Here is a 20,331-nt window from a genome sequence, read left to right as displayed (position 1 = left end):
ATCGGTTTCCTTCAATTGATATGGGTCACGACGTTCACGAGGTTGCCCTCGGGGTCGGAAAAGTAGAAGCGGCGAATGCCCCACGGCTCATCCACGGGGCCATAGGACAGGGTGATCTGGCGAGCGTTCAGGCGGTCGAGCGTGGCGGCGAAAACGTCGACTTCGATCGAGATGACGGGCATGTCGGTGCCCGATCCGCCCTCGCTGGCGGTGTGTAGTTCGATCTGGTGGGACTGGTCGTTTTGCAGGAACGCGATCCAGCCCATGTCCATCGGAACGTCGAGGTCGAACACCTCGGCATAGAACCGGGCGAGTGCCACGGGATCGGTCGCGGGCAGGTTGGGCACGATGCGGATGACGGTCATCCTTCCACCTCTGCGGCGAGCTTCGCGAGGGACGAGGCGAGCGCGGCTTCATGCACGGCCCGGTCGATCCCCGGCGGCACGTTCTTGGCGGTCACGGACACCTTGGTCCCGCCTGCGGCGGCGATATGGTCCCACGTCATGCGCATGGTGCCCGCGTAAGCGTCGTCGGTGCTTACGAAGTCGACCTCCTGCACGATGCGAGTCGGCTCGTCGAGCGCGACGAAGCGCCCGTGCACCTCGTCCGTACTGGCTTGCGTCTTGCCCACGCCCGTCTCGGTGAAGGTCAGGCGCAGGCGATACGCGCCGCCCGGTGTCGGGTCGAACGCCAATACCTCCATCGTGGCATCGTCGGGCGGTAGCCATCGCACCAGCCGGTCCGGGTCGGTCTGGGCCGCCCAGACCTCTTCGGGCGAGGTGGCGATGAAGCGTTCCGCCCGGTCGGTGCGACCGCCGTCGATCACCCGATGAAGTCCTTGTATCCGTTCTCGTCCATATAGTCGTCCATCTGCTCCGGCTCGGACGGCTTGATCCTGAAGAACCACGCTTCGCCCTCGGGGTCGTCGTTGATCTTGCCCGGTTCTTCCACGATGGCCTCGTTGATCTCGACGATTTCGCCGTCGATGGGGGCAAGGATGTCCGACGCCGCCTTGACGCTTTCGATCACCACGATCTCGTCGTCCTTGGTCACTTCGGTCCCGACTTCGGGCAGTTCGACGAAAACGATGTCGCCCAGTTGCTCGGCGGCGTGGGCGGTGATGCCGACCGTGACGATCCCGTCCACGTCATCGAGCCATTCGTGTTCTTCGGTATATTTCATGCGCGTCTCTCCTGTTGGTCAGCGTTTGAAGGTGGCGGGACGGAAGGGCAGGGGCGCGACCGTCACGGGAAGCCGTTTGCCCCGCACGTCGCCGAACAGCGTCGTGCCGGGGGCAGCGGATGAGGTGGGAACGTAGCCCATCGACATGGGCCGTTCGATGGACGGGCCGAAGGCGCCCGAGGTGACGGCCCCGATGGGATCGCCCGCGTCCGGGCTGGCGAAAAGCTGCGTGCCCGCGCGCATCGGGGCGCGCCCTTCGGGCAGCAGGCCCACGCGCTTGCGCGGCGCGCCGTTCGCGATCTGGTCGAGGATGGTGGCGGCGCCGGGAAAGTCCGTTCGGTCGGTGCGCCGGACCTTCTGGATCGCCCAGCCAAGGCCGGCCTCGATGGGGGTCGTCGTCGTGTCGATGTCGGAGCCGTAAAGGCACAGCCCGGCCTCGAGCCGCAGCGAATCCCGTGCGCCCAGCCCGATCGGTTCGACCTCCTCCATCGTGAGCAGCGCCTCGGCCAATGCGGTGGCCTGCGCCTCGCCCACGCTGATTTCATACCCGTCCTCGCCGGTATAGCCGGAGCGCGAGACCCAGAGCGCGCCGAAGTCGGAGGGAAACACGGCCACGTCCATGAACCGCATGTCGGCGGCCTCAGGTGCGATCCGCGCAAGTGCGGCCTCGGCTTTCGGCCCCTGAAGCGCCAGCAATGCGCGATCCGTGATAACCTCCACCGCATGGCCCAGATGCGCGCGCAGGTGGGCGATGTCCTGATCCGCCATCGCCGCATTCACCACGAGGAACAGGTGGTCGCCGCGGTTGGCGATCATCAGATCGTCCATGATCCCGCCCGCCGTGTTGGTGAACACCCCGTAGCGTTGCCGCCCTTCGGCCAGCCCGACCACATCGACCGGCACCAGCGTCTCCAGCGCCGCAGGGTCCACGCGCAGGATCACCTGACCCATATGGCTTACGTCGAACAGCCCGGCGGCGGCGCGGGTGTGCAGGTGTTCTTTCATCACGCCCAGCGGATATTGCACCGGCATTTCCCAGCCCGCGAAGGGCACCATCTTGCCGCCGCGCTCCACGTGCAGATCGAATAACGGTGTTCGTTTCAAGTCGCCCATGCGCTCCCGGCTCCCAATCCACCGGGGTGACGCGCCCGGCATCGCGGGGCCGATCCGGCCCGCCCGATGCCCCCTCTGTCCTGTCGCCTGAGATCGTTATCCCTTCGGCGGGCGCCCATGCGCCACTCTCCAGAGTGCTGTCGTCCACGCGGTCCTGAAGCCTGAGAGGTTCCGGGGCGGTTGCTCCTTCGGCACTGGTCCCGGTCAGACGGGCGCCAGATTCTCCCAACGTGGTGCGCTTAACCTACCCGGCGTTGATGCCGGGTCAAGACTTGCCTTCTCGGTTGCTTGCGCAAACAGTGCGGCCATGTCCGACCCATTCTTTTTCGGCTACGGCTCGCTGGTGAACCGGCGGACCCATGCCTACCCCGAAGCGCACCCGGCCCGCGTGACCGGATGGCGGCGCGCGTGGCGCCATTCGAAACGGTTCGACCGCTGCCTGCTCTCCGCCGTGCCCGCGCCCGACGATTACATCGACGGGCTGATCGCCTCGGTGCCCGGCGCCGACTGGGCCGCGCTCGACGAACGCGAAGGGGCCTATGCCCGCCATGACGCGAGTCATGCGGTCACGCACCCCGTGGCCCGTGATCTGGACATCGCGATCTATGCGGTGGACCTTGCCACCTATCCGGTGCCCGGCGACGATCACCCGATCCTCATGTCCTACCTCGACGTGGTCATTCAGGGCTTTCATTCCGAGTTCGGCCAAGCCGGCGTCGACCATTTCTTCGAGACGACCGAAGGCTGGCACGCGCCCGTGCTGGATGACCGCGCGGCCCCGGTCTATCCGCGCCATCAACGGCTCGCAGCCGAGGAAACGGCCCTCGTGGATGACGGGCTGGCCCGGATCGGGGCGCGGATCGTCCGTCTTTGACCTGACCTGTCACAAAACGGAATCAGCCCGACCCTAGGGTAAGCCTGCCCGCGATTCCCGGCCCGACCCGGTGGGGATGACATGGGCCGCGCGCCTGTCCCTACCCATTCCCCTGCGCGCATCCTCGCGCCCCCGGTCCTACCCACCGGGGGCGCTTTTTTGTCCGACTGGACCTTCGGAAAGGCCGGGCATAGGGTCGCGCGAAATCAAGGAGAACGACATGGCGACCGGGACCAATCTGCGCACATATTTCGACGGCACATGGCACGAGGGCGACGTGCCCGTGATGAAGGCCGGGGATCATGGCGCATGGCTGGGCACCACGGTGTTCGACGGTGCACGGTTCGTCGACGGGATGGCCCCGGACCTCGACCGCCATCTGGCGCGGGTCAATGCCTCGGCCGAGGCGCTGATGATAAAGCCGACGGTCGGTGTGGACGAGATGCTCGAAATCGTGCGCGAAGGTCTGGCGCTCTATCCCAAGGACGCCGCTGTCTATATCCGCCCGATGTATTGGGGGATCGAGGGCGGTTATCTCGGCATCCTGCCCGACCAGTCGGCAACCGGGTTCGCCGTGGCGCTGGAGGAAATCCCGATGGCCGCGCCGGATGCGTCGATGACCCTGACGACGACGCGCTTTCGCCGCCCCGTGCTGGAGGACGCCGTGGTGAACGCCAAGGCCGGATGCCTCTATCCCAACAACGCACGGATGCTGGCCGAGGCCCGCGCCAAGGGCTACACCAACGCGCTCGTCGCCGACGCGCTGGGCAACGTGGCCGAAACCGCGAGCGCGAACGTGTTCATGGTGAAGGACGGCGAGGTGTTCACGCCCATCGCCAACGGCACCTTCCTGTCCGGCATCACCCGCGCCCGCCATATCGAGAACCTGCGCGCCGATGGCGTCACGGTGCACGAAGCGGTCTTGAGCTTCGACGATTTCAGGGCCGCGGACGAGGTGTTCTTGTCGGGCAACCTCAACAAGGTCACGCCCGTCACCGAGTTCGACGGGACGATGTATCAGCATGGCCCCGTCACGCGCCGGGTCCGCGAGCTCTACTGGGACTGGGCCGCGAGCCTTTGAGCGTTGGCAGGCGGTGCCGGGCTGAAGCCCCGCGCAGGGTTTGCGCCGCCCCGACTGCGTCGGGCCGCCGCGGTGGCAGCCGCCGTTGGCGGCTCAGGAGGGCCAGCCCTCCAGACCTCCCGAAGTATTTAGAAAACGAAGAAGAACATTGATCGGTTGCGGGTGCTGCGTCATGATCCGGACGGTCGAGGGGAGTGATCCATGCGCAAGTTTCTGGTGGTTCTGGACGACAGCCGCGAGTGTCTGAACGCGATGCGCTTCGCCGCCATGCGCGCGGCCAACACCGGCGGTGGGGTCGAGATCCTGTCGATCATTCCGCCCGAGGAATTCAACCACTGGCTTGGCGTGGGTGCGGTGATGCGTGAGGAAGCCCGCGAGCGGATCGAGGCGCATTACGAGGTGTTCGCCAAGTGGATGCGCGACAAGCAGGGGGTGAACCCCGAACTCGTGATCCGCGAGGGCGAGGCGGTCGAAGAGCTTCTGGCCCAGGTGCGTGAAGACCCGGATGTGGGGGTCGTGGTGCTGGGCGCCGGGTCCGGCAAGAAGGGGCCGGGGCCGCTGGTCACCGCGCTGACGCGGGCGGCGGCGAACCTGCCGGTGCCGCTGACCATCGTTCCGGGCGAGATGTCCAAGGAGCGACTGGAGAGCATCACCTGAGCCGGGTCTGGCTGTCGCTCATCTACCTCGCCGCGATGAGTGGGGCGTTCGTCGCGGCCATGGGGCTGGCCATAGACGAGACCACCGGGATGTATGCGCGGCAGGCGGACGGCGGGGTGTTCGACTGCACGACCCTGACGGGTGCCGGCAGCGACGATCAGGTGTTCTTTTCGCTGATCGTGGTGTTCCTGCCCAGTATGCTTTTGCGTCTCGTGCGGCTGGCGCGCCCCGTGCCGCTCTGGGAGGCGATCGTGCATGGGGTCGCGCTTCTGATCTACATCCAGATCATCATGAACCTTCGCAGCTGCGGCGAGATCGTGGCGACGCAGGCGGTGCGCGACGACTGGCTGTTGCCGGGCGTGGCGGCGGGCCTTTTGGTCGCCAGCGTCGCGATCATCCCTACGCGCGGGGCGGTCCGGGTTTGACGGCGACCCGGCGGCCCTGAGCCAGCGCGATGCCGTTCGACACGGCGAGGGCGCCGATCACCACCGCGCCGCCGATCAGCGCCCATTTGCCGGGGTCTTCGCCCACCACCACCCATGCGAGCACCGGGGCGAGGACGCTTTCGACCAGAAGCAGAAGCGCGACCTCCGCCGAGGGCAGAAAGCGCGGTCCGGTCGCCAGAAGCGCGGTCGAGACGGTGACGAAGAAGCCGCCGTGGAGTGCGACCCAAATCCAGTCGTCCGCGGGGACCGACAACGGGGTGGCGAAGGGAAACAGGACAAGGGCCGCGCCCAGCATCCCCGCCGGAATGGCCGGGACGACCGAGACCGGGCGCAGTTTGCGCGCGACGGTCAAGCCGATCGAGAACACAATGACGATCCCGACCGCGATCAGGTCGCCCTTGAGCGAGGCGCCTTCGGTCTCGCCCGAGCCGAAGGCGATCAGCGCGATGCCGACCGGGACCACGGCCATGGTGAGCGCCGTGCGCCGGGAGATCGCCTCGCCCAGTGCAATGCGCGAGAACAGCGCCGAGGCCAGGGGCATGGCCGCGACGATGAAGACCACGTTCGCGATCGAGGTATGCGCGACGGCGATGACGAACAGCGCACCGCTCGCGCCCGAAGTGGCGGCATAGACCCAGACGAGCGGGCTTGCGGCGAATGTGGCGCGGTAGACGCCGGGGCCACGGGTGACGAGCAGGCCAAGGCCCAGCACCAGCCCGATGAGCAGCGCCTTCCAGAACGCCACCGTCACACCGTCGGTGCCGATGAGACGGACGAACAGGCTGTCGGGCAGGATGAACAGGACGCCCGTGAAGGTGATGAGAAGGCCTTTGAGGTGATCGGTCATGCCTCCATCAATCGTGATTGGCGGCAAAAGGGAAGAGGGAACCGGTCGGGTTGACTTGGAACGATTCCAAGCTCATATGAATACCCGACAGAAAGGCTGTGCAAATGTTCATTCAAACCGAGTCCACACCGAATCCGGCGACGCTGAAGTTTCTTCCCGGTCAGGAAGTTCTTGAGGCCGGGACCGCCGATTTCCCGAGTGCCGAGGCCGCGGCCAAGTCGCCGCTGGCGCAACGCGTCTTCGCGGTGAACGGGGTGAAAGGCGTCTTTTTCGGGACCGATTTCGTGACCGTGACCAAGGCCGACGATGTCGAGTGGGACCACGTGAAGCCCGCCATCCTCGGCGCGATCATGGAGCATTTCCAATCCGGTGCGCCGGTCATGGGCGAGGGTCCGCGCGAAGCGGCCCATGCCGAACATGACGGCCCGGATGCCGAGATCGTGGTTCAGATCAAGGACCTGCTCGATACCCGCGTGCGGCCCGCCGTGGCGCAGGACGGGGGCGACATCACCTTTCACGGGTTCGAACGCGGCGTGGTCTATCTTCACATGCAGGGCGCCTGTGCGGGCTGCCCGTCCTCGACGCTCACGCTGAAGATGGGGATCGAGAACCTGCTCAAGCACTACATCCCGGAAGTGACCGAGGTGCGGCCGGTTGCGGTCTGACCCGACGATCCTCGCTTTCGACACATCGGCCGCGCATTGCGCGGCCGCTTTGCTTGTGGGCGGGGCGATCACGCAGGTCACGGTGGAGGCGATGGCCAAGGGGCAGGCCGAACGCCTGATGCCGCTGTTGCAGGACATGATGACGACGGCCCGGCTGTCCTTCGACGATCTCGACGCGGTGGCGGTCGGCGTCGGGCCGGGCAACTTCACCGGCATCCGCATCGCCGTGTCCGCCGCGCGCGGGCTGGCGCTGGGCCTCGGCAAACCCGCCATCGGCGTCTCGACCTTGGAGGCGCAGGCGCTGGGTCACCCGCGGCCTTGCCGCGCTGTGGCGGATGCCCGGCGCGGGATGGTCTATGTGCAGGTTTTCGGCGGCGGCGACCCGTCGCCCCGTCTGGATGCGGCGGACGCGGTGGGCGACGACCACCCGGTCGCCGGTCCCGTGCCTGCCGAGACGCTCGTGACCCGCATCGCCCAGATCGCCGCCGACCGTCTGGCATCCGGTGCCGAGCTTGCGCGCCCCGCGCCGCTTTACATCCGGGGGGCCGATGCCGCCCCGGCCAGCGACCCGCCTCCGGTGATCCTGCCGTGACACCGGAGCGGATGGCGGACATCTACGCGGCCGCCTTTCCCGATGGCCGGGCATGGTCGGCGCTGGAACTTGCCGGGTTGGTCGGTGGGCCGGGCGGTTTCGCGGTCTACACCGACGCGGGCTTCGCCGTCGGGCGCGCGATTGCCGGAGAGGCGGAACTGGTCACGCTTGCGGTCGCGCCCGAAGCCCGCCGGAGGGGCGAAGGCCGGGCGTTGCTCGCCGCCTTCGATCGCGCCGTGCAGGACCGTGATGGCGAAACCGCGTTCCTCGAAGTCGCCGCCGACAACACGGCGGCGATTGCGCTCTACCTTTCCGCAGGGTGGGCCGAGACCGGGTGGCGCCGGGGGTATTACCCGCGCCCGGCCGGCGCGCCGGTCGATGCGATCCTGATGACGAAACGAGTGGCCTAGCGGGCGACGATCCGCTCGGGCGGCACGCCCGACATGGCGTGAAGCAGGGCGTTGGTGTTGGTCACCCCGAACTTCTTTTGCAGCTTGGCCCGGTGCACTTCGACCGTGCGCGGGCTGATCTCAAGCTCGCGCGCGATTTCCTTCGACGTCATGCCCTCGGCCAGAAGGTTCACCACCTCGGTCTCGCGCCGGGTGAGCGGCTGATAGGGGCGGTGACCCGACAGGTCGGCGAAACTCCAGACCGCGCGGTTCAGCGGGTCGCCCTCGGGCGTCAGGGAATGGCCGCGCGTCCGGCACCAGAACAGCGATCCGTCCTTGCGCGCCATCACGCGTTCATCCCAATATGTGTTGGTCGTGCGCAACTGATCGACACCCCGGTCGCGGATCTTCGCGAACTCCTCCGGCGTCGGGTAGAGCACCTGAAATGACTGGTCGACAAGCTCGCCCGCGCCATATCCGAACATGCGCTCGAACTCGGGATTGCAACTGCGGATCACCCGGCTCTCGGTGATGACGAGGCCGACGGGCGCGTATTCGAAGGCCAGACCCGCGAAGTCGCCGGTGGCATATGCCTGATCTATACGTATTTTCCCCAACTTGCTCAGACCCATCCCAAAAAGCGAGGTTCATGCCACGATATGAACGATCCCGTGCAGGCACAACCATGCGACGGGAAAAGGGAGGACATTCCATGACTATCATGAAACGCGCATTCGCCGCGTTGACCCTTGCTGCCGGCCTTGCCGTTCCTGCCGCCGCGCAGGATGCCGATCCGATCAAGATCGCACTCGTCCACGGCATGTCGGGCAGCCCGCTCGAGGCGTTTTCCAAGCAGACCCACACCGGGTTCGAGCTTGGCCTCGAATACGCCACCGATGGCACGATGGAGGTGAACGGTCGCCCCATCGAGATCATCTACAAGGACACGCAGTTCAAGCCGGACGTGGCGCGCGCCGTGCTGGCCGAAGCCTATGCCGATGACGAAGTTCTGCTGGCCGTCGGCGCAACCTCGTCGGGTGTGACCACGGGCCTTCTGCCCATCGCCGAGGAATACGAGCGCATCCTGCTCGTCGAACCTGCGGTGGCCGACAGCCTGACCGGGCCGGATTCGAACCGCTACGTGTTCAAGACCTCGCGCAACTCGTCGATGGACATGCAGGCGCAGGCGCTCGCGCTGAAGCCGGACGAAAACCTCTATGTCGCCACGCTGGCCGAGGACTACGCCTTCGGTCGTGACGGGATCGCCGCGTTCAAATCGGCGCTCGAAGGCACGGGCGCCACGGTCGTGACCGAGGAATACGTGCCGCAGGGCACCACCGACTACACCGCCGTGGGCGAGCGCATGTTCAACGCGCTCAAGGATCAAGAGGGTCGCAAGGTCATCCTGATCTACGTGGCCGGGTCGGGCGACGCGCCGGGCAAGCTTCAGGCGATGGACCCCTCGCGCTTCGGGATCGAACTGTCGTTCGGCGGGAACATCCTGCCCGCGATGGTCGGCTACAAGGCCTATCCGGGCATGGAAGGCGCTGTGTATTACTACTACGAAGCCTTCGATAACCCGATCAACGACTGGCTCGTGGAAGAGCATCAGGCGCGCTTCGACGGTCCGCCCGACTTCTTCACCGCAGGTGGCATGGCCGCCGCGCTTGCCGTGGTCAAGGCGCTGAACACCGCCGAAACGCTCGACACCGAAGGGCTGATCGCCGCGATGGAAGGCATGTCCTGGGACACGCCGAAGGGTGAAATGACCTTCCGCCCCGAGGATCATCAGGCGCTGCAATCCATGCTGCACTTCAAGATCCGGGTCGATGACGACGTGGCTTGGGCGATCCCCGAGAAGGTCGAGATCATCACGCCCGACATGATGGACATTCCGATCGGTCGCGAAAACTGATCGTCCCGTCCCGGCCGGCCCTGCATCCCCGGCCGGGACACACCCCTGAAAAGACCCTTTCCGACATGACCCAAGCTTCGCTCTCCACCCGGGATCTCACGATCCGGTTCGGCGGCCATACGGCTGTGAACGCCGTCACCTGCGACTTTCGCCCCGGCGAGTTGACGGTGATCGTGGGCCCGAACGGCGCCGGCAAGACGACCTATTTCAACATGATCTCTGGGCAGTTGACGCCCTCCGAGGGGACCGTGACGAAGGACGGGATCGACTTGACCCGGATGCCCGCCTCGACCCGCGCCCGCCATGGTGTCGGCCGCGCGTTCCAGCTGACCAACCTGTTTCCCCGCCTGAGCGTGATCGAGAACATCCGATTGGCCGTTCAGGCCCAGTCGGGCGATGGACGCCGGTTTTTCTCACCGGTTTCCAAACTGACCGAACTCACCTCGCGCGCCGAACGCTATCTCGCCGCTGCGAAGCTTGAAAACAAAGCCGATCTGCCCGCCGCCGCGCTGCCCCATGGGGATCAGCGCAAGCTGGAAGTGGCGCTCCTGATGGCGATGGAGCCGGACATCTACATGTTCGACGAACCCACCGCGGGCATGAGCCTCGACCATACGCCGGACGTGCTCGACCTCATCGCCGAGATCAAGCACGACCACACGAAAACCGTGCTCCTCGTCGAGCACAAGATGGACGTGGTGCGCGCGCTCGCGGACCGGATCATCGTGCTTCACAACGGCGAGCTGATCGCCGATGGCGACCCGACCGAGGTGATGTCCTCGCAGGTGGTGCGCGACGTCTATCTCGGCAATGCGGGGGAGATGGCATGAGCCTGCTTTCCATTCAGAACTTGGACGTCTCGATCGGGCAGTATTCCGTGCTGCACGGCGTGACCTTCGACGTGCCCGAGGGCGGCGTTTTCGTCCTTCTGGGCCGCAACGGCGCGGGCAAGACCACGACCCTGCGCGCGATCATGGGACTGTGGCAGCCCTCGCCGGGATCGGTGAGCTTTCGCGGCGAGCAGATCGCAGGGATGCACACCTCCGACATCGCGAAGAAGGGCATCGCCTTTGTTCCTGAAAACATGGGGATTTTCGGCGGGCTGACCGTGGCCGAGAACATGGTGCTCGCGACCGCCAACGGCAAATTCGACCAGACCCGCCTGAAGCGCGTCTATGAACTGTTCCCGGCGCTGGAGCAGTTCTGGGACAAGCAAGCCTGGAGCCTGTCGGGCGGGCAGAAACAGATGCTCGCCGTGGCCCGCGCCATCATCGAGCCGCGCGATCTGATCCTGATCGACGAGCCGACCAAGGGGCTGGCCCCGTCGATCATCGCCGCGATGGGCGAGGCGTTTCGCGAAATCTCGGCCCAGACCACGATCCTGCTGGTCGAACAGAATTTCGCCTTCGCCAAGTCGCTGGGCCGGGACATGGCGGTCATTGACGACGGGCGGGTGGTTCATACCGGGACGATGGCCGATTTCGTGGCCGATACCGAACTTCAGAACCGGCTTCTGAGCCTGTCGATGGAGGCGGGGTGATGGTCTTGGTCCGATGTGGAAACAGAGCGGGAGCGCCGGACCGGGGGCTGGCGCACCGACAGCCGAACAAGGCGCTTTATAGTGCCATGTCCGAAAAACATCTGAGCGAAGCGTCTACAGAACCCAAGCGCCAGACCGCGGGACGGTCCGGCGCTCGCGCGGCGGCCTGCGGCCTTGATTCCGCGCGTTCGGGCGATCGAGCCTTCGCTTACATTCATCCGAGGAGGCTCGCCTGATGGGTATGCTCGACCGTTTCGGGGGTGTCTTCTGGCTCCCCGTCATCCTCGCCATCATCGCCTTCGTCCTGATCGGCGCGCCGTCTTCGTGGCTGACGCTGACCGTGGCTGGCCTGTCGATGGGTCTGATGATCTTTCTCATGGCCTCGGGCCTCAGCCTCGTCTTCGGCCTGATGGACGTGCTGAACTTCGGCCACTCGGCCTTCGTGAGCTTCGGGGCCTTCGTCGCGGCGAGCGTGCTGGCCTATTTCGGCGGCTGGCTCGGCTCCGACAGCATCCTTCTGAACAGCCTCGCGCTGGTCTTCGCCATCGCTGCCGCCGTCGTGTTCGGCGCGGCGCTGGGCTGGTTCTTCGAGCGGGTCATCGTCAAGCCGGTCTATTCCGACCACCTGCGTCAGATCCTCATCACCATGGGCGCGCTGATCGTGGCCGAGCAACTGATCCTCGCGACATGGGGCGGTTCGCCCGTGAACGTGCCGCGCCCGCATTTCCTCGAGGGCGCGATCATCGTCGGCAACTCGTCGCTGGAGGTCTATCGCCTGTTCGCCTTCTGCCTCGGCGCCCTCGTCTATGGCGGCCTTTTCGTGCTGCTCAACCGGACCCGCATGGGTCTGCTCATCCGGGCGGGCGTCGAGAACCGCGAGATGGTCGAGGCGCTGGGCTTCAAGATCGACCGCCTGTTCATCGGGGTCTTCATGCTGGGGTCGGCACTGGCCGCGATGGGCGGGGCCATGTGGGCGGGGTATGAGACGATCATCACCCCCGCGCTCGGGGCCGAGATGATGGTCATCGTCTTCATCGTCGTCATCATCGGCGGGCTCGGGTCCATTCAGGGCACGCTGCTGGGGGCGATCGTGGTCGCTCTGATGCAGAACTACGTGGGCTTCCTTGCCCCGAAACTCGCGCTCGCATCCAACATGATCCTGATGATGGTCATTCTGCTGTGGCGGCCCTACGGCCTTGCCCCGGCGGTGAAGATCAAGTGAGGGAGGGGACCATGAACGGCAAAATCACCGTCAAGATCATCGCGCTCACCATCTGGGGGCTGCTCCTGTTCTCGCCCTTCCTGTTTCAGGACGTGCGCCAGATCGAGGTCGCCGCGCGGATCGCCGTCTTCATCGTGCTGGTAGCGAGCTATGACCTCCTGATCGGCTACACCGGGATCGTGAGTTTCGCGCATACCATGTTCTTCGGGTTCGGGGCCTACGGTGTCGCCATCGCCATGAAGCAAGGCGACAGCACGTGGGGCTACTGGATCGTCGGGGTGCTGGCGGGTGTGCTGGTCTCGGCCATCGTCGCGGTGCTGATCGGGCTTTTGTCCCTGCGCGTGAAGGCGATCTTCTTCGCCATGATTACGCTGGCGGCGGCGAGCGTGGCACTTGTGCTCGCCTCGCAACTGTCGAGTTTTACGGGCGGCGAGGACGGGATTACCTATTCCGTCCAGTCGATCTTCAAGCCCGCGACCAAGCTTTTGACGGATGACGAGGGCAAGGTGCTGCGCATCATGGACGTGCGCATGAACGGCAAGATCGCGGCCTATTACTTCGTCTTCATCTCCTGCGCGGTTCTGTTCTGGGCGATGCTGCGGATCGTGGCCAGCCCCCTGGGCACCGTGCTTCAGGCGATCCGCGAGAACGAGGCGCGGGCCGAAGGTATCGGCTACCGCGTCGTCGCCTATCGCACCGCCGTGTTCGTCATCGCGGCGACCGCAGCGGCGCTGGCGGGGGCGGTCTATGCGACATGGCTCAAATACACCGGGCCGGATACCACGCTGAGTTTCGCGATCATGATCGACATTCTGCTGATGGTCGTGATCGGCGGCATGGGCACCATGTGGGGCGCGGTGATCGGTGCGACGCTGATGGTCATGGCGCAATACTACCTGCGTGACCTGATGGAGGTGGCCGCGAACGCGACCGAGGCGCTGCCGCTTCTGCCCGACCTTCTCAGTCCCGACCGCTGGCTTTTGTGGCTCGGCATCATCTTCATCCTTCTGGTCTATTTCTTTCCGGCCGGGATCGCGGGCACGATCATCCAGCGGCGGGCGGCGAAATGACCCCGCGCTCGGTCTACCTCCCGCTTCTCGGCCATGAACTGCACGTCATGGAATGGGGCGACGCGACCAAGCCGCTTCTGGTGATGTGGCACGGGCTGGCCCGCAACGGGCGCGACTTCGACGAGCTTGCGATGGCGCTGACGGATCGCTGGTTCGTGGTTTGCCCGGATACCATCGGGCGCGGCTATTCCACGTGGTCCGACCGGCCCGAGACGGATTACGTGCTGCCCAACTACGCGCGCATGGCGGTGGCGATGTTCGACCATTACGGCGCCGAGCGCGCGGCGTGGATCGGCACGTCGATGGGCGGGCAGATCGGCATGACCGTGGCGGGCGATGTGGCACCGCACCGGATCTCGGCCCTCGTCATCAACGACATCGGGCCGGAGGTGCCGGATGCGGCGCTGGACCGGATCGTGACCTATTCCGCCGACCTGCCGACCTTCGAAACCCTGACACAGGCCGAGGCCTGGCTGCGCGAGGTCTATCTGCCGTTCGGGCCGGCGAGCGATGCATTCTGGCGGCGCATGGCCGAGGCGAGCGTGCGGCGCAGGGCCGACGGGCGGCTGACGCTGCATTACGACCCCCGGATCATCGCTGTGCTGGACGGGGACCGCGCCTCGACAAACCTGTGGGAGGTGTTCGACCGCATCACCGCGCCGACCCATGTGGTGCGCGGCGGGCAATCGGACCTGCTGACCGCCGAGATCGCGGAGGCGATGAAGGCGCGCGGACCCAAGCCCGGTGTGACGGTCTATGACGACTGCGGCCACGCGCCGACGCTGACGCGCCCGGCCGATACCGAATGGATCGCCGGGCTCTTGGAGACCCTGGTCGAAACCAGCGCCGCCGACACCTGACCGCACGTCATGTGAGCGACACATAGACCTGTTATCTCAGTTGGAAATTGAGCGCAGGTTCGAAAATGACAACTCTCCCCCCGCTGAGGTTCATGGGCGCCGAGGTGCTGCGTGACGGCGCCTTGTCGCGCGGATCGGTGGCCCTGAAGGACGGTCGGATTGCGCAAGGCGATGCGCCGCAGGTTGACCTGTCGGGCTATCTGGTCCTGCCGGGGATCGTCGATCTGAACATGGGGCCGCTGGGCCGGGCGGGCGCGCTGACCCACGGGGCCGCCTTTGCCGCCTTGGACCGCGAGGCGGCGGCGCATGGCATCACGACGGGCTGGATCGCGCAGGGCTGGTCGTGGAAGGGCGGTGCCAGCAGCCCCGAGGCCGCGATGGATACGCTGGCGGCGCTGGGCATGGCGCGGCGCCGGGCGCTTTGCGATCTCAGGCTGCAACTGCGGGTCGAGACCCACATGCCGGAAACGCGCGAGGCGCTGATCGCCGCTGTGACCGCGCATGAGGTGGATCAGGTGATCTTCACCGACGGGCTGCCCGAAGCCATCGCGATGTCGCACCGGGCGTCGCACAAGCTGGTCGCATGGGCCGAGGCCGAGGGGCGCAGGCCGGAGGAGTTCATCCGCCGCCTGCGCATGGCTAAAGATGCCGCGCCGGATGTGCCGCGTCACCTGCTGGCGCTGGCCGAGGCCTTCGACCGGCTGGGCGTGATTTACGGCAGCCATGACGACCCGGACGGCGAGACGCGCGAGCGGATGGGAACGCTGGGCGCGCGGCTGGCCGAGTTTCCGCTGCGCGCCGGGGCGGCGGCGGTGGCGCGGTGCAACCGAAACCCCATCGTGTTCTGCGCCGCCGATATCCTCGGGGCCGGGCCGCGTGCGGGCGGCGTGTCGACCATCGCGCTTTTGTCCAAGGGGATGGGGGATGCGCTGGCCTCGCGCGATCATCCCGCGGCTCTGGTCGAGGCGGTCTTTGCGCTGGTCGATAGCGGCACGCGTGGATTCGCCGAGGCCTGGGCGATGATTTCCACCGGGCCCGCGCGGATCATGCGGCTTGAGGACCGGGGTCGGATCGAGACGGGACTACGCGCGGACCTGACCATCCTCAATGCCGCGACCCGGACGGTTGAGGGGACGATCTGCGGGGGTCGCATCGCCTATCTGTCCGGCGCGCTCGCCCTGCGGCTCATCGCGGCGCGCGCGGATTTCGCCCTCGCTGCCGAGTGACTTGCGCAGAACTCGCGACGGCGGCAGTGTCGTCGCATGACCGAGATCAGCGAAACCGACCTTGCCGACCTTCTGCGACGAACTTCCGTCGGGCGTTCCCGCGTGCTCGTCGCCGTGGTGGGGGCGCCGGGGTCCGGCAAATCGACACTGGCCGAGACGCTTGCGGGCGCCTTGCCGCAGGCCCAGTGGATTCCGATGGACGGTTTCCACATGGACAACGCGACGCTCGCCGCGCAAGGCACGCTCGAACGCAAAGGGGCGCCCGAAACCTTCGACGCGGCAGGGTTCGTGCGCTTCGTGCGTGCGCTGGCGAGCGGCCAGCAGGCGCATTACCCGACCTTCGACCGGGTCGCCGATGCTGTGGTCCCGCAAGGCGGGCGCATCGCGCCGGATACCCATATCTTCGTGGTCGAGGGCAACTACCTTCTGCTCGACGACGACCCGTGGCGCGAGCTTGCGCGCCTGTGGGACGTGACCGTGACGCTCGAGGTCGACGAAGACGAGCTTGAACGTCGTCTGGTGGAGCGGTGGACGCGGCATGGCCATCCGCCCGAAGACGCGCTCTTTCGCGCCCATAACAACGATCTGGTCAATGCCCGCGTGGTGCGCGACCGCTCCCGCAAGGCCGACTACGTGATCCGGTTCAAAGCGTGACGTAGCTTTGTTCGACCACCGCCTCCATCGCGATGTAGGTGGAGGACGACGAGACATGGGGCAGCGAAGAAATGGTCTCGCCCAGCACGCGGCGATAATCCACGATGTCGCGCGAGCGGACCTTGAGCAGGTAATCGAACCCGCCCGCGATCATGTAGCATTCTTCGATTTCCGGCACCCGGCGCGCGGCGTCGTTGAATTCCTGAAGCGCGGCCTGCCGGGTGTCGAGCAGGCGCACCTCGACATAGGCCACATGGGCCAGCCCCAGCTTTTCGGGTGACAGGATCGCGCGGTAGCCAAGGATGATCCCGCGATCCTCCAACGCCTTCACCCGCGCGGCCACCGGCGTTTTCGACAGACCCACGCGCCGGGCGAGTTCCACGATGGACAGGCGCGCGTTTTCGGTGAGGGCCGACAGGATTCGCCTGTCTATCGGGTCCAACGTATGCTGATCGTCCAATATTAGCCTCAACTTCGGTGCTTTCGCCTGCAACATCGCGAAACAAGGGCGATAAGTCCAGCGTTGAGAGGGTATCCTGCCGCCAAAGGAGCCCTAGATGCGCGATACGCTGATGACCCCGTTTGACGACACTGCCAAATTCGCCCCCGAAGCCGACCTGATCCCCGACCTGATCGTGGATGCCCGCCTGTCCACCAAGGACCGTGCGGCGATTCACTCGCGGGCGGTCGCGCTGGTCCGCCAGATTCGAGAGGGCGAAAGGCCGGGGATCATGGAGCAGTTTCTGGGCGAATACGGCCTGTCCACGGAAGAAGGCGTCGCGCTCATGTGTCTGGCCGAGGCGCTGCTCCGCGTGCCGGACCCGGACACCATCGACGCCCTGATCGAAGACAAGATCGCGCCGTCCGACTGGGGCCGGCACATGGGGCAGGCGGCCTCGCCGTTGGTCAATGCCTCGACCTGGGCGCTGATGCTGACGGGCCGGGTGCTGGACGATCATCAGCCGGGTGTCGCGGGCACGCTCAGGGGCATGGTGCGCCGTCTGGGCGAGCCGGTGATCCGTGTCGCGGTCGGCCAAGCGATGCGCGAAATGGGGCGTCAATTCGTGCTGGGCGAGACCATCGAAGACGCGATCAAGCGGGCGAAGAAGCAGGAGGACAAAGGCTACACCTATTCCTACGACATGCTGGGCGAGGCGGCGCGAACCGCCCGCGATGCGCGGCGCTATCACGAAGCCTATTCCCATGCCATCGAGCGCATGGGGCATGTGGCCCGCGACAAGCCGGTGGCAGAAAGCCCCGGCATTTCGATCAAGCTCTCGGCGCTGCATCCCCGCTACGAGGTGGCGCAGGAAGACCGCGTGATGCGGGAGCTTGTGCCGATCGTCACCGATCTTGCCCGCCAGGCCGCCGAAGCCAACATCGGCCTGAACATCGACGCCGAGGAACAGGATCGGCTGGCGCTGTCGCTCAAGGTGATCGCCGCGGTTCTGAGCAACCCGGCCTTGCACGGCTGGAACGGTTTCGGCGTCGTCGTGCAGGCCTATGGCAAACGCGCGGGGGCGGTGATCGACTGGCTTCACGCCACCGCCGAGGCGCTGGACCGCAAGATCATGGTGCGGCTGGTCAAGGGGGCCTACTGGGACACCGAGATGAAGCACGCGCAGGTCGAGGGACATCCGGGCTTTCCGCTGTTCACGACCAAGCCCGCGACCGATGTGAGCTATCTGGCCAATGCCCGCAAGCTGATCGGATATGCCGACCGGCTGTATCCGCAGTTCGCCACGCACAACGCCCATACCGTCGCCGCGATCCTGCACATGGCCGAGGGGGTTGATTACGAATTCCAGCGCCTGCACGGGATGGGCGAGGGGCTGCACGACATCGTGATGCGCGAAAACGGCACGCGCTGCCGCATCTATGCACCCGTTGGGGCGCATCGCGATCTGCTCGCCTACCTCGTCCGGCGGCTTTTGGAGAACGGTGCGAACTCCAGCTTCGTGAATCAGATCGTGGATGAGGACGTGCCGCCGGAAACCATCGCCGCCGATCCGATCACACAGGTGAGCGAGGTCAAGCGGGCCGAGGTTCTGGCGAAACCGTCCGCGATTTTCGGGGCCGGGCGCCTGAACTCGCAGGGCTACGACCTGTCCGACGCGGCGACGCTCGCGCGCATCTATGAGGCGCGCGAGATCGAGATGCCGGGGGCAAAGCCGATCCTGTCGGACCGTCTGGGAACGGGCACGGACCGGCAGATCGTCAACCCGGCGACGGGAGAGGGCATTGCGACCGTGACCGATGCGGATGCCGACAGCGTCGAGCGCGCGCTCGTCGGGGCGGCGCCGTGGGATGCGCCCGCCGCCGAGCGCGCGGCGATCCTGCGCCGGGCGGCCGATCTTTATGAGGATGCGCTTGGCCCGCTCTTCGCCGCGCTCCACCGGGAAGCGGGCAAGACGATCCCCGATGCGGTGGGAGAATTGCGCGAGGCGGTCGATTTCCTGCGCTATTACGCGAACGAGGGCGAAAAGCTGACGGCAGGCCCGCGCGGCATCATCGCGGCGATCAGCCCGTGGAACTTCCCGCTCGCGATCTTCACCGGGCAGATCGCCGCCGCTCTGGCCGCAGGCAACGCGGTGATCGCCAAACCCGCCGAGCAGACGCCGCTCGTCGCCGCGATGGCCGTGCGCCTGATGCACGAGGCGGGGGTGCCGCGCAGTACGCTGCAATATCTGCCGGGCGACGGGGCCACGGTGGGGGCGACACTCACCTCGGATGCGCGGGTGGATGGCGTGGTGTTCACGGGGTCCACCGAAACGGCGCGGATCATTCAGGGCGCGATGGCCGAACACCTCGCCCCCGGTGCGCCGCTGATCGCGGAAACCGGCGGGCTGAATGCGATGATCGTGGATTCCACCGCTCTGCCCGAACAGGCGGTGCGCGACATCGTCGCCTCGTCCTTCCAGTCGGCGGGGCAACGCTGTTCGGCGCTCCGGTGTCTTTACGTGCAGGAGGACGTGGCGCCGGCGCTGATCGAGATGCTCAAGGGCGCGATGGACGAGCTGGCGCTGGGCGATCCGTGGCATCTGTCGACGGACGTGGGGCCGGTGATCGACGGCGAGGCCAAGGCGGGGATCGAGGCCTATGTCGAAGCCCACAAGGCGCGGGTGCTGCATCGGGTGGCGGCGCCCGAGACGGGCACCTTCGTCGCGCCGACGCTGATCGAGGTGGGCGGTATCGCGGATCTGGAGCGCGAGGTGTTCGGCCCCGTGCTGCATGTGGCGACGTTCCGGGCCGAGGATATCGACCGGGTGATCGACGACATCAACGCGCGGGGGTTCGGCCTGACCTTCGGCCTGCACACCCGCATCGACGGGCGGGTCGAAGACCTGTCGCGCCGTATTCGTGTCGGGAACGCCTATGTGAACCGCAACCAGATCGGCGCAATTGTCGGCAGTCAGCCGTTCGGCGGCGAGGGGCTGTCTGGCACGGGTCCGAAGGCGGGCGGGCCGAATTATGTCGCTCGCTTCACCGCGTCGCCCACCCCGATGGCCGATCAGACGTGGGAGATCATTGCCGAGACGCCCGCGGTGAAACGCGCCCTGTCCGATCACAGGGACCAGGTGGTGTCGGAGGAGTTGCTGCCCGGCCCGACCGGGGAGTTGAACCGCCTGACGCACTGGACGCGTCCGCCGATCCTGTGCCTTGGGCCCGGCACCCGCGCCGCCGAGGCGCAGGCGCAGGTGGTGCGCGCGCTAGGCGGCGAGGCCGTCGTGCCGGAAGGCGAGCTGACGCCGGAAGCTTTGGTAACGCTCGACGGTTTCTCGGGCGCGATCTGGTGGGGCGAGGCCGACACGGCGCGCATCTATGCCAAGGCGCTGGCGGCGCGTAAGGGCGCGATCTTGCCGCTTATCACCGGCTATCCCGACCGCGCGCATGTCTGCCACGAGCGGCACCTGTGCGTGGATACCACAGCCGCGGGCGGTAACGCCGATTTGCTTGCGAAGTCTGCCGGGTAGAGGGAACCAATCTCGGGGCGCGCC

At 66.4% G+C, this 20,331-nt stretch carries 23 protein-coding genes and 1 riboswitch; of the genes, 16 read left to right on the top strand and 7 right to left on the bottom strand.

The annotated features are described in order from the left end of the window. Window positions 1–11: 11 nt before the first annotated feature. From HOY44_RS05375 to gcvT, 4 genes are read right to left on the bottom strand one after another with little or no spacing between them, the layout of a single operon-like run. A complete protein-coding gene (locus tag HOY44_RS05375) occupies window positions 12–365 on the bottom strand; it encodes a VOC family protein (protein ID WP_287433506.1) in 354 nt (117 codons plus the stop codon). Continuing rightward, window positions 362–826 (bottom strand): SRPBCC family protein, encoded by a 465-nt coding sequence (locus tag HOY44_RS05370; protein ID WP_287433504.1) that lies wholly within the window; start codon window positions 824–826, stop codon window positions 362–364. The genes HOY44_RS05375 and HOY44_RS05370 overlap by 4 nt, the downstream gene beginning before the upstream one ends. Continuing rightward, complete coding sequence (gene gcvH, locus HOY44_RS05365) at window positions 823–1,182, bottom strand: glycine cleavage system protein GcvH (RefSeq protein WP_287433502.1); 360 nt, start codon at window positions 1,180–1,182, stop codon at window positions 823–825. Before gcvH ends, HOY44_RS05370 begins: the two co-directional genes overlap by 4 nt. Window positions 1,183–1,200: 18 nt before the next feature. Beyond that, a complete protein-coding gene (gene gcvT / locus HOY44_RS05360; protein WP_287433500.1) occupies window positions 1,201–2,295 on the bottom strand; it encodes a glycine cleavage system aminomethyltransferase GcvT in 1,095 nt (364 codons plus the stop codon). A gap of 139 nt (window positions 2,296–2,434) precedes the next feature. Continuing rightward, window positions 2,435–2,534, bottom strand: a riboswitch (glycine riboswitch). Window positions 2,535–2,602: 68 nt separating this feature from the next. Here gcvT and HOY44_RS05355 point away from each other — a divergent pair. The 4 genes from HOY44_RS05355 to HOY44_RS05340 all read left to right on the top strand — a co-directional run bounded on the left by HOY44_RS05355 (window position 2,603) and on the right by HOY44_RS05340 (window position 5,332). Further along, the gene (locus tag HOY44_RS05355) at window positions 2,603–3,169 is read left to right on the top strand and encodes a gamma-glutamylcyclotransferase family protein (RefSeq protein ID WP_138421682.1); all 567 of its coding nucleotides are present in this window, start codon (window positions 2,603–2,605) and stop codon (window positions 3,167–3,169) included. 220 nt (window positions 3,170–3,389) lie between these two features. Then, complete coding sequence (locus HOY44_RS05350) at window positions 3,390–4,250, top strand: branched-chain amino acid aminotransferase (protein WP_138421681.1); 861 nt, start codon at window positions 3,390–3,392, stop codon at window positions 4,248–4,250. Between the two features lie 201 nt (window positions 4,251–4,451). Further along, the gene (locus tag HOY44_RS05345; protein WP_008334356.1) at window positions 4,452–4,907 is read left to right on the top strand and encodes a universal stress protein; all 456 of its coding nucleotides are present in this window, start codon (window positions 4,452–4,454) and stop codon (window positions 4,905–4,907) included. Between the two features lie 35 nt (window positions 4,908–4,942). Beyond that, window positions 4,943–5,332, top strand: a complete 390-nt coding sequence (locus HOY44_RS05340) for a hypothetical protein (RefSeq protein WP_287433497.1) — start codon at window positions 4,943–4,945, stop codon at window positions 5,330–5,332. Here the strand turns inward: HOY44_RS05340 and HOY44_RS05335 are convergent. Continuing rightward, the gene (locus HOY44_RS05335) at window positions 5,307–6,200 is read right to left on the bottom strand and encodes a DMT family transporter (protein WP_287433495.1); all 894 of its coding nucleotides are present in this window, start codon (window positions 6,198–6,200) and stop codon (window positions 5,307–5,309) included. The genes HOY44_RS05340 and HOY44_RS05335 overlap by 26 nt on opposite strands. Window positions 6,201–6,304: 104 nt before the next feature. On the opposite strand from HOY44_RS05335, the gene HOY44_RS05330 reads away from it, so the two are divergent. From HOY44_RS05330 to HOY44_RS05320, 3 genes are read left to right on the top strand one after another with little or no spacing between them, the layout of a single operon-like run. Further along, the gene (locus tag HOY44_RS05330) at window positions 6,305–6,865 is read left to right on the top strand and encodes a NifU family protein (protein WP_008334363.1); all 561 of its coding nucleotides are present in this window, start codon (window positions 6,305–6,307) and stop codon (window positions 6,863–6,865) included. Then, window positions 6,855–7,457: a tRNA (adenosine(37)-N6)-threonylcarbamoyltransferase complex dimerization subunit type 1 TsaB gene (gene tsaB / locus HOY44_RS05325; protein ID WP_287433493.1), complete on the top strand. Its 603-nt coding sequence runs from the start codon at window positions 6,855–6,857 to the stop codon at window positions 7,455–7,457. The genes HOY44_RS05330 and tsaB overlap by 11 nt, the downstream gene beginning before the upstream one ends. Before the next feature lie 11 nt (window positions 7,458–7,468). Next, window positions 7,469–7,867: a GNAT family N-acetyltransferase gene (locus HOY44_RS05320; RefSeq protein WP_287433492.1), complete on the top strand. Its 399-nt coding sequence runs from the start codon at window positions 7,469–7,471 to the stop codon at window positions 7,865–7,867. Here HOY44_RS05320 and HOY44_RS05315 read toward each other — a convergent pair. Continuing rightward, window positions 7,864–8,478 (bottom strand): PAS and helix-turn-helix domain-containing protein, encoded by a 615-nt coding sequence (locus HOY44_RS05315; protein ID WP_008334370.1) that lies wholly within the window; start codon window positions 8,476–8,478, stop codon window positions 7,864–7,866. The genes HOY44_RS05320 and HOY44_RS05315 overlap by 4 nt on opposite strands. Before the next feature lie 89 nt (window positions 8,479–8,567). Between HOY44_RS05315 and HOY44_RS05310 the strand changes: the two genes are divergently transcribed. From HOY44_RS05310 to HOY44_RS05275, 8 genes are all read left to right on the top strand, one after another. Further along, entirely contained in the window at window positions 8,568–9,761 is a 1,194-nt protein-coding gene (locus HOY44_RS05310) for a substrate-binding domain-containing protein (protein WP_008334372.1), read from the top strand. A 65-nt stretch (window positions 9,762–9,826) separates the two neighbouring features. Further along, window positions 9,827–10,591 (top strand): ABC transporter ATP-binding protein, encoded by a 765-nt coding sequence (locus HOY44_RS05305; RefSeq protein WP_008334375.1) that lies wholly within the window; start codon window positions 9,827–9,829, stop codon window positions 10,589–10,591. Beyond that, a complete protein-coding gene (locus tag HOY44_RS05300; protein ID WP_287433489.1) occupies window positions 10,588–11,301 on the top strand; it encodes an ABC transporter ATP-binding protein in 714 nt (237 codons plus the stop codon). Before HOY44_RS05305 ends, HOY44_RS05300 begins: the two co-directional genes overlap by 4 nt. A 235-nt stretch (window positions 11,302–11,536) precedes the next feature. Continuing rightward, entirely contained in the window at window positions 11,537–12,523 is a 987-nt protein-coding gene (locus HOY44_RS05295; RefSeq protein ID WP_138421675.1) for a branched-chain amino acid ABC transporter permease, read from the top strand. 11 nt (window positions 12,524–12,534) lie between these two features. Continuing rightward, on the top strand, window positions 12,535–13,593 hold the full coding sequence (locus HOY44_RS05290) for a branched-chain amino acid ABC transporter permease (protein ID WP_287433488.1): 1,059 nt from the start codon (window positions 12,535–12,537) through the stop codon (window positions 13,591–13,593). Then, a complete protein-coding gene (locus tag HOY44_RS05285) occupies window positions 13,590–14,453 on the top strand; it encodes an alpha/beta fold hydrolase (RefSeq protein ID WP_138421673.1) in 864 nt (287 codons plus the stop codon). Before HOY44_RS05290 ends, HOY44_RS05285 begins: the two co-directional genes overlap by 4 nt. 65 nt (window positions 14,454–14,518) lie before the next feature. Next, window positions 14,519–15,679 carry an amidohydrolase family protein gene (locus HOY44_RS05280; RefSeq protein WP_287433486.1) on the top strand — a complete coding sequence of 387 codons (1,161 nt, stop codon included), beginning with the start codon at window positions 14,519–14,521 and terminating at the stop codon, window positions 15,677–15,679. Window positions 15,680–15,715: 36 nt separating this feature from the next. Beyond that, window positions 15,716–16,333 (top strand): nucleoside/nucleotide kinase family protein, encoded by a 618-nt coding sequence (locus HOY44_RS05275; protein WP_008334395.1) that lies wholly within the window; start codon window positions 15,716–15,718, stop codon window positions 16,331–16,333. Here the strand turns inward: HOY44_RS05275 and HOY44_RS05270 are convergent. Then, window positions 16,323–16,829 carry an Lrp/AsnC family transcriptional regulator gene (locus HOY44_RS05270; RefSeq protein WP_171042857.1) on the bottom strand — a complete coding sequence of 169 codons (507 nt, stop codon included), beginning with the start codon at window positions 16,827–16,829 and terminating at the stop codon, window positions 16,323–16,325. The two genes, HOY44_RS05275 and HOY44_RS05270, sit on opposite strands and share 11 nt — an antisense overlap. A gap of 61 nt (window positions 16,830–16,890) precedes the next feature. Here HOY44_RS05270 and putA point away from each other — a divergent pair, with 61 nt between their 5' ends. Further along, window positions 16,891–20,307 (top strand): bifunctional proline dehydrogenase/L-glutamate gamma-semialdehyde dehydrogenase PutA, encoded by a 3,417-nt coding sequence (gene putA / locus HOY44_RS05265; RefSeq protein ID WP_287433484.1) that lies wholly within the window; start codon window positions 16,891–16,893, stop codon window positions 20,305–20,307. The last annotated feature ends 24 nt before the right edge of the window (window positions 20,308–20,331 follow it).

It is taken from the genome of Maritimibacter sp. (assembly GCF_016774595.1).
Classification (GTDB): domain Bacteria; phylum Pseudomonadota; class Alphaproteobacteria; order Rhodobacterales; family Rhodobacteraceae; genus Maritimibacter; species Maritimibacter alkaliphilus.
The sequence above is the reverse complement of the archived record's forward strand: the minus strand, read 5'-3'. Positions and strand labels throughout refer to the sequence as shown.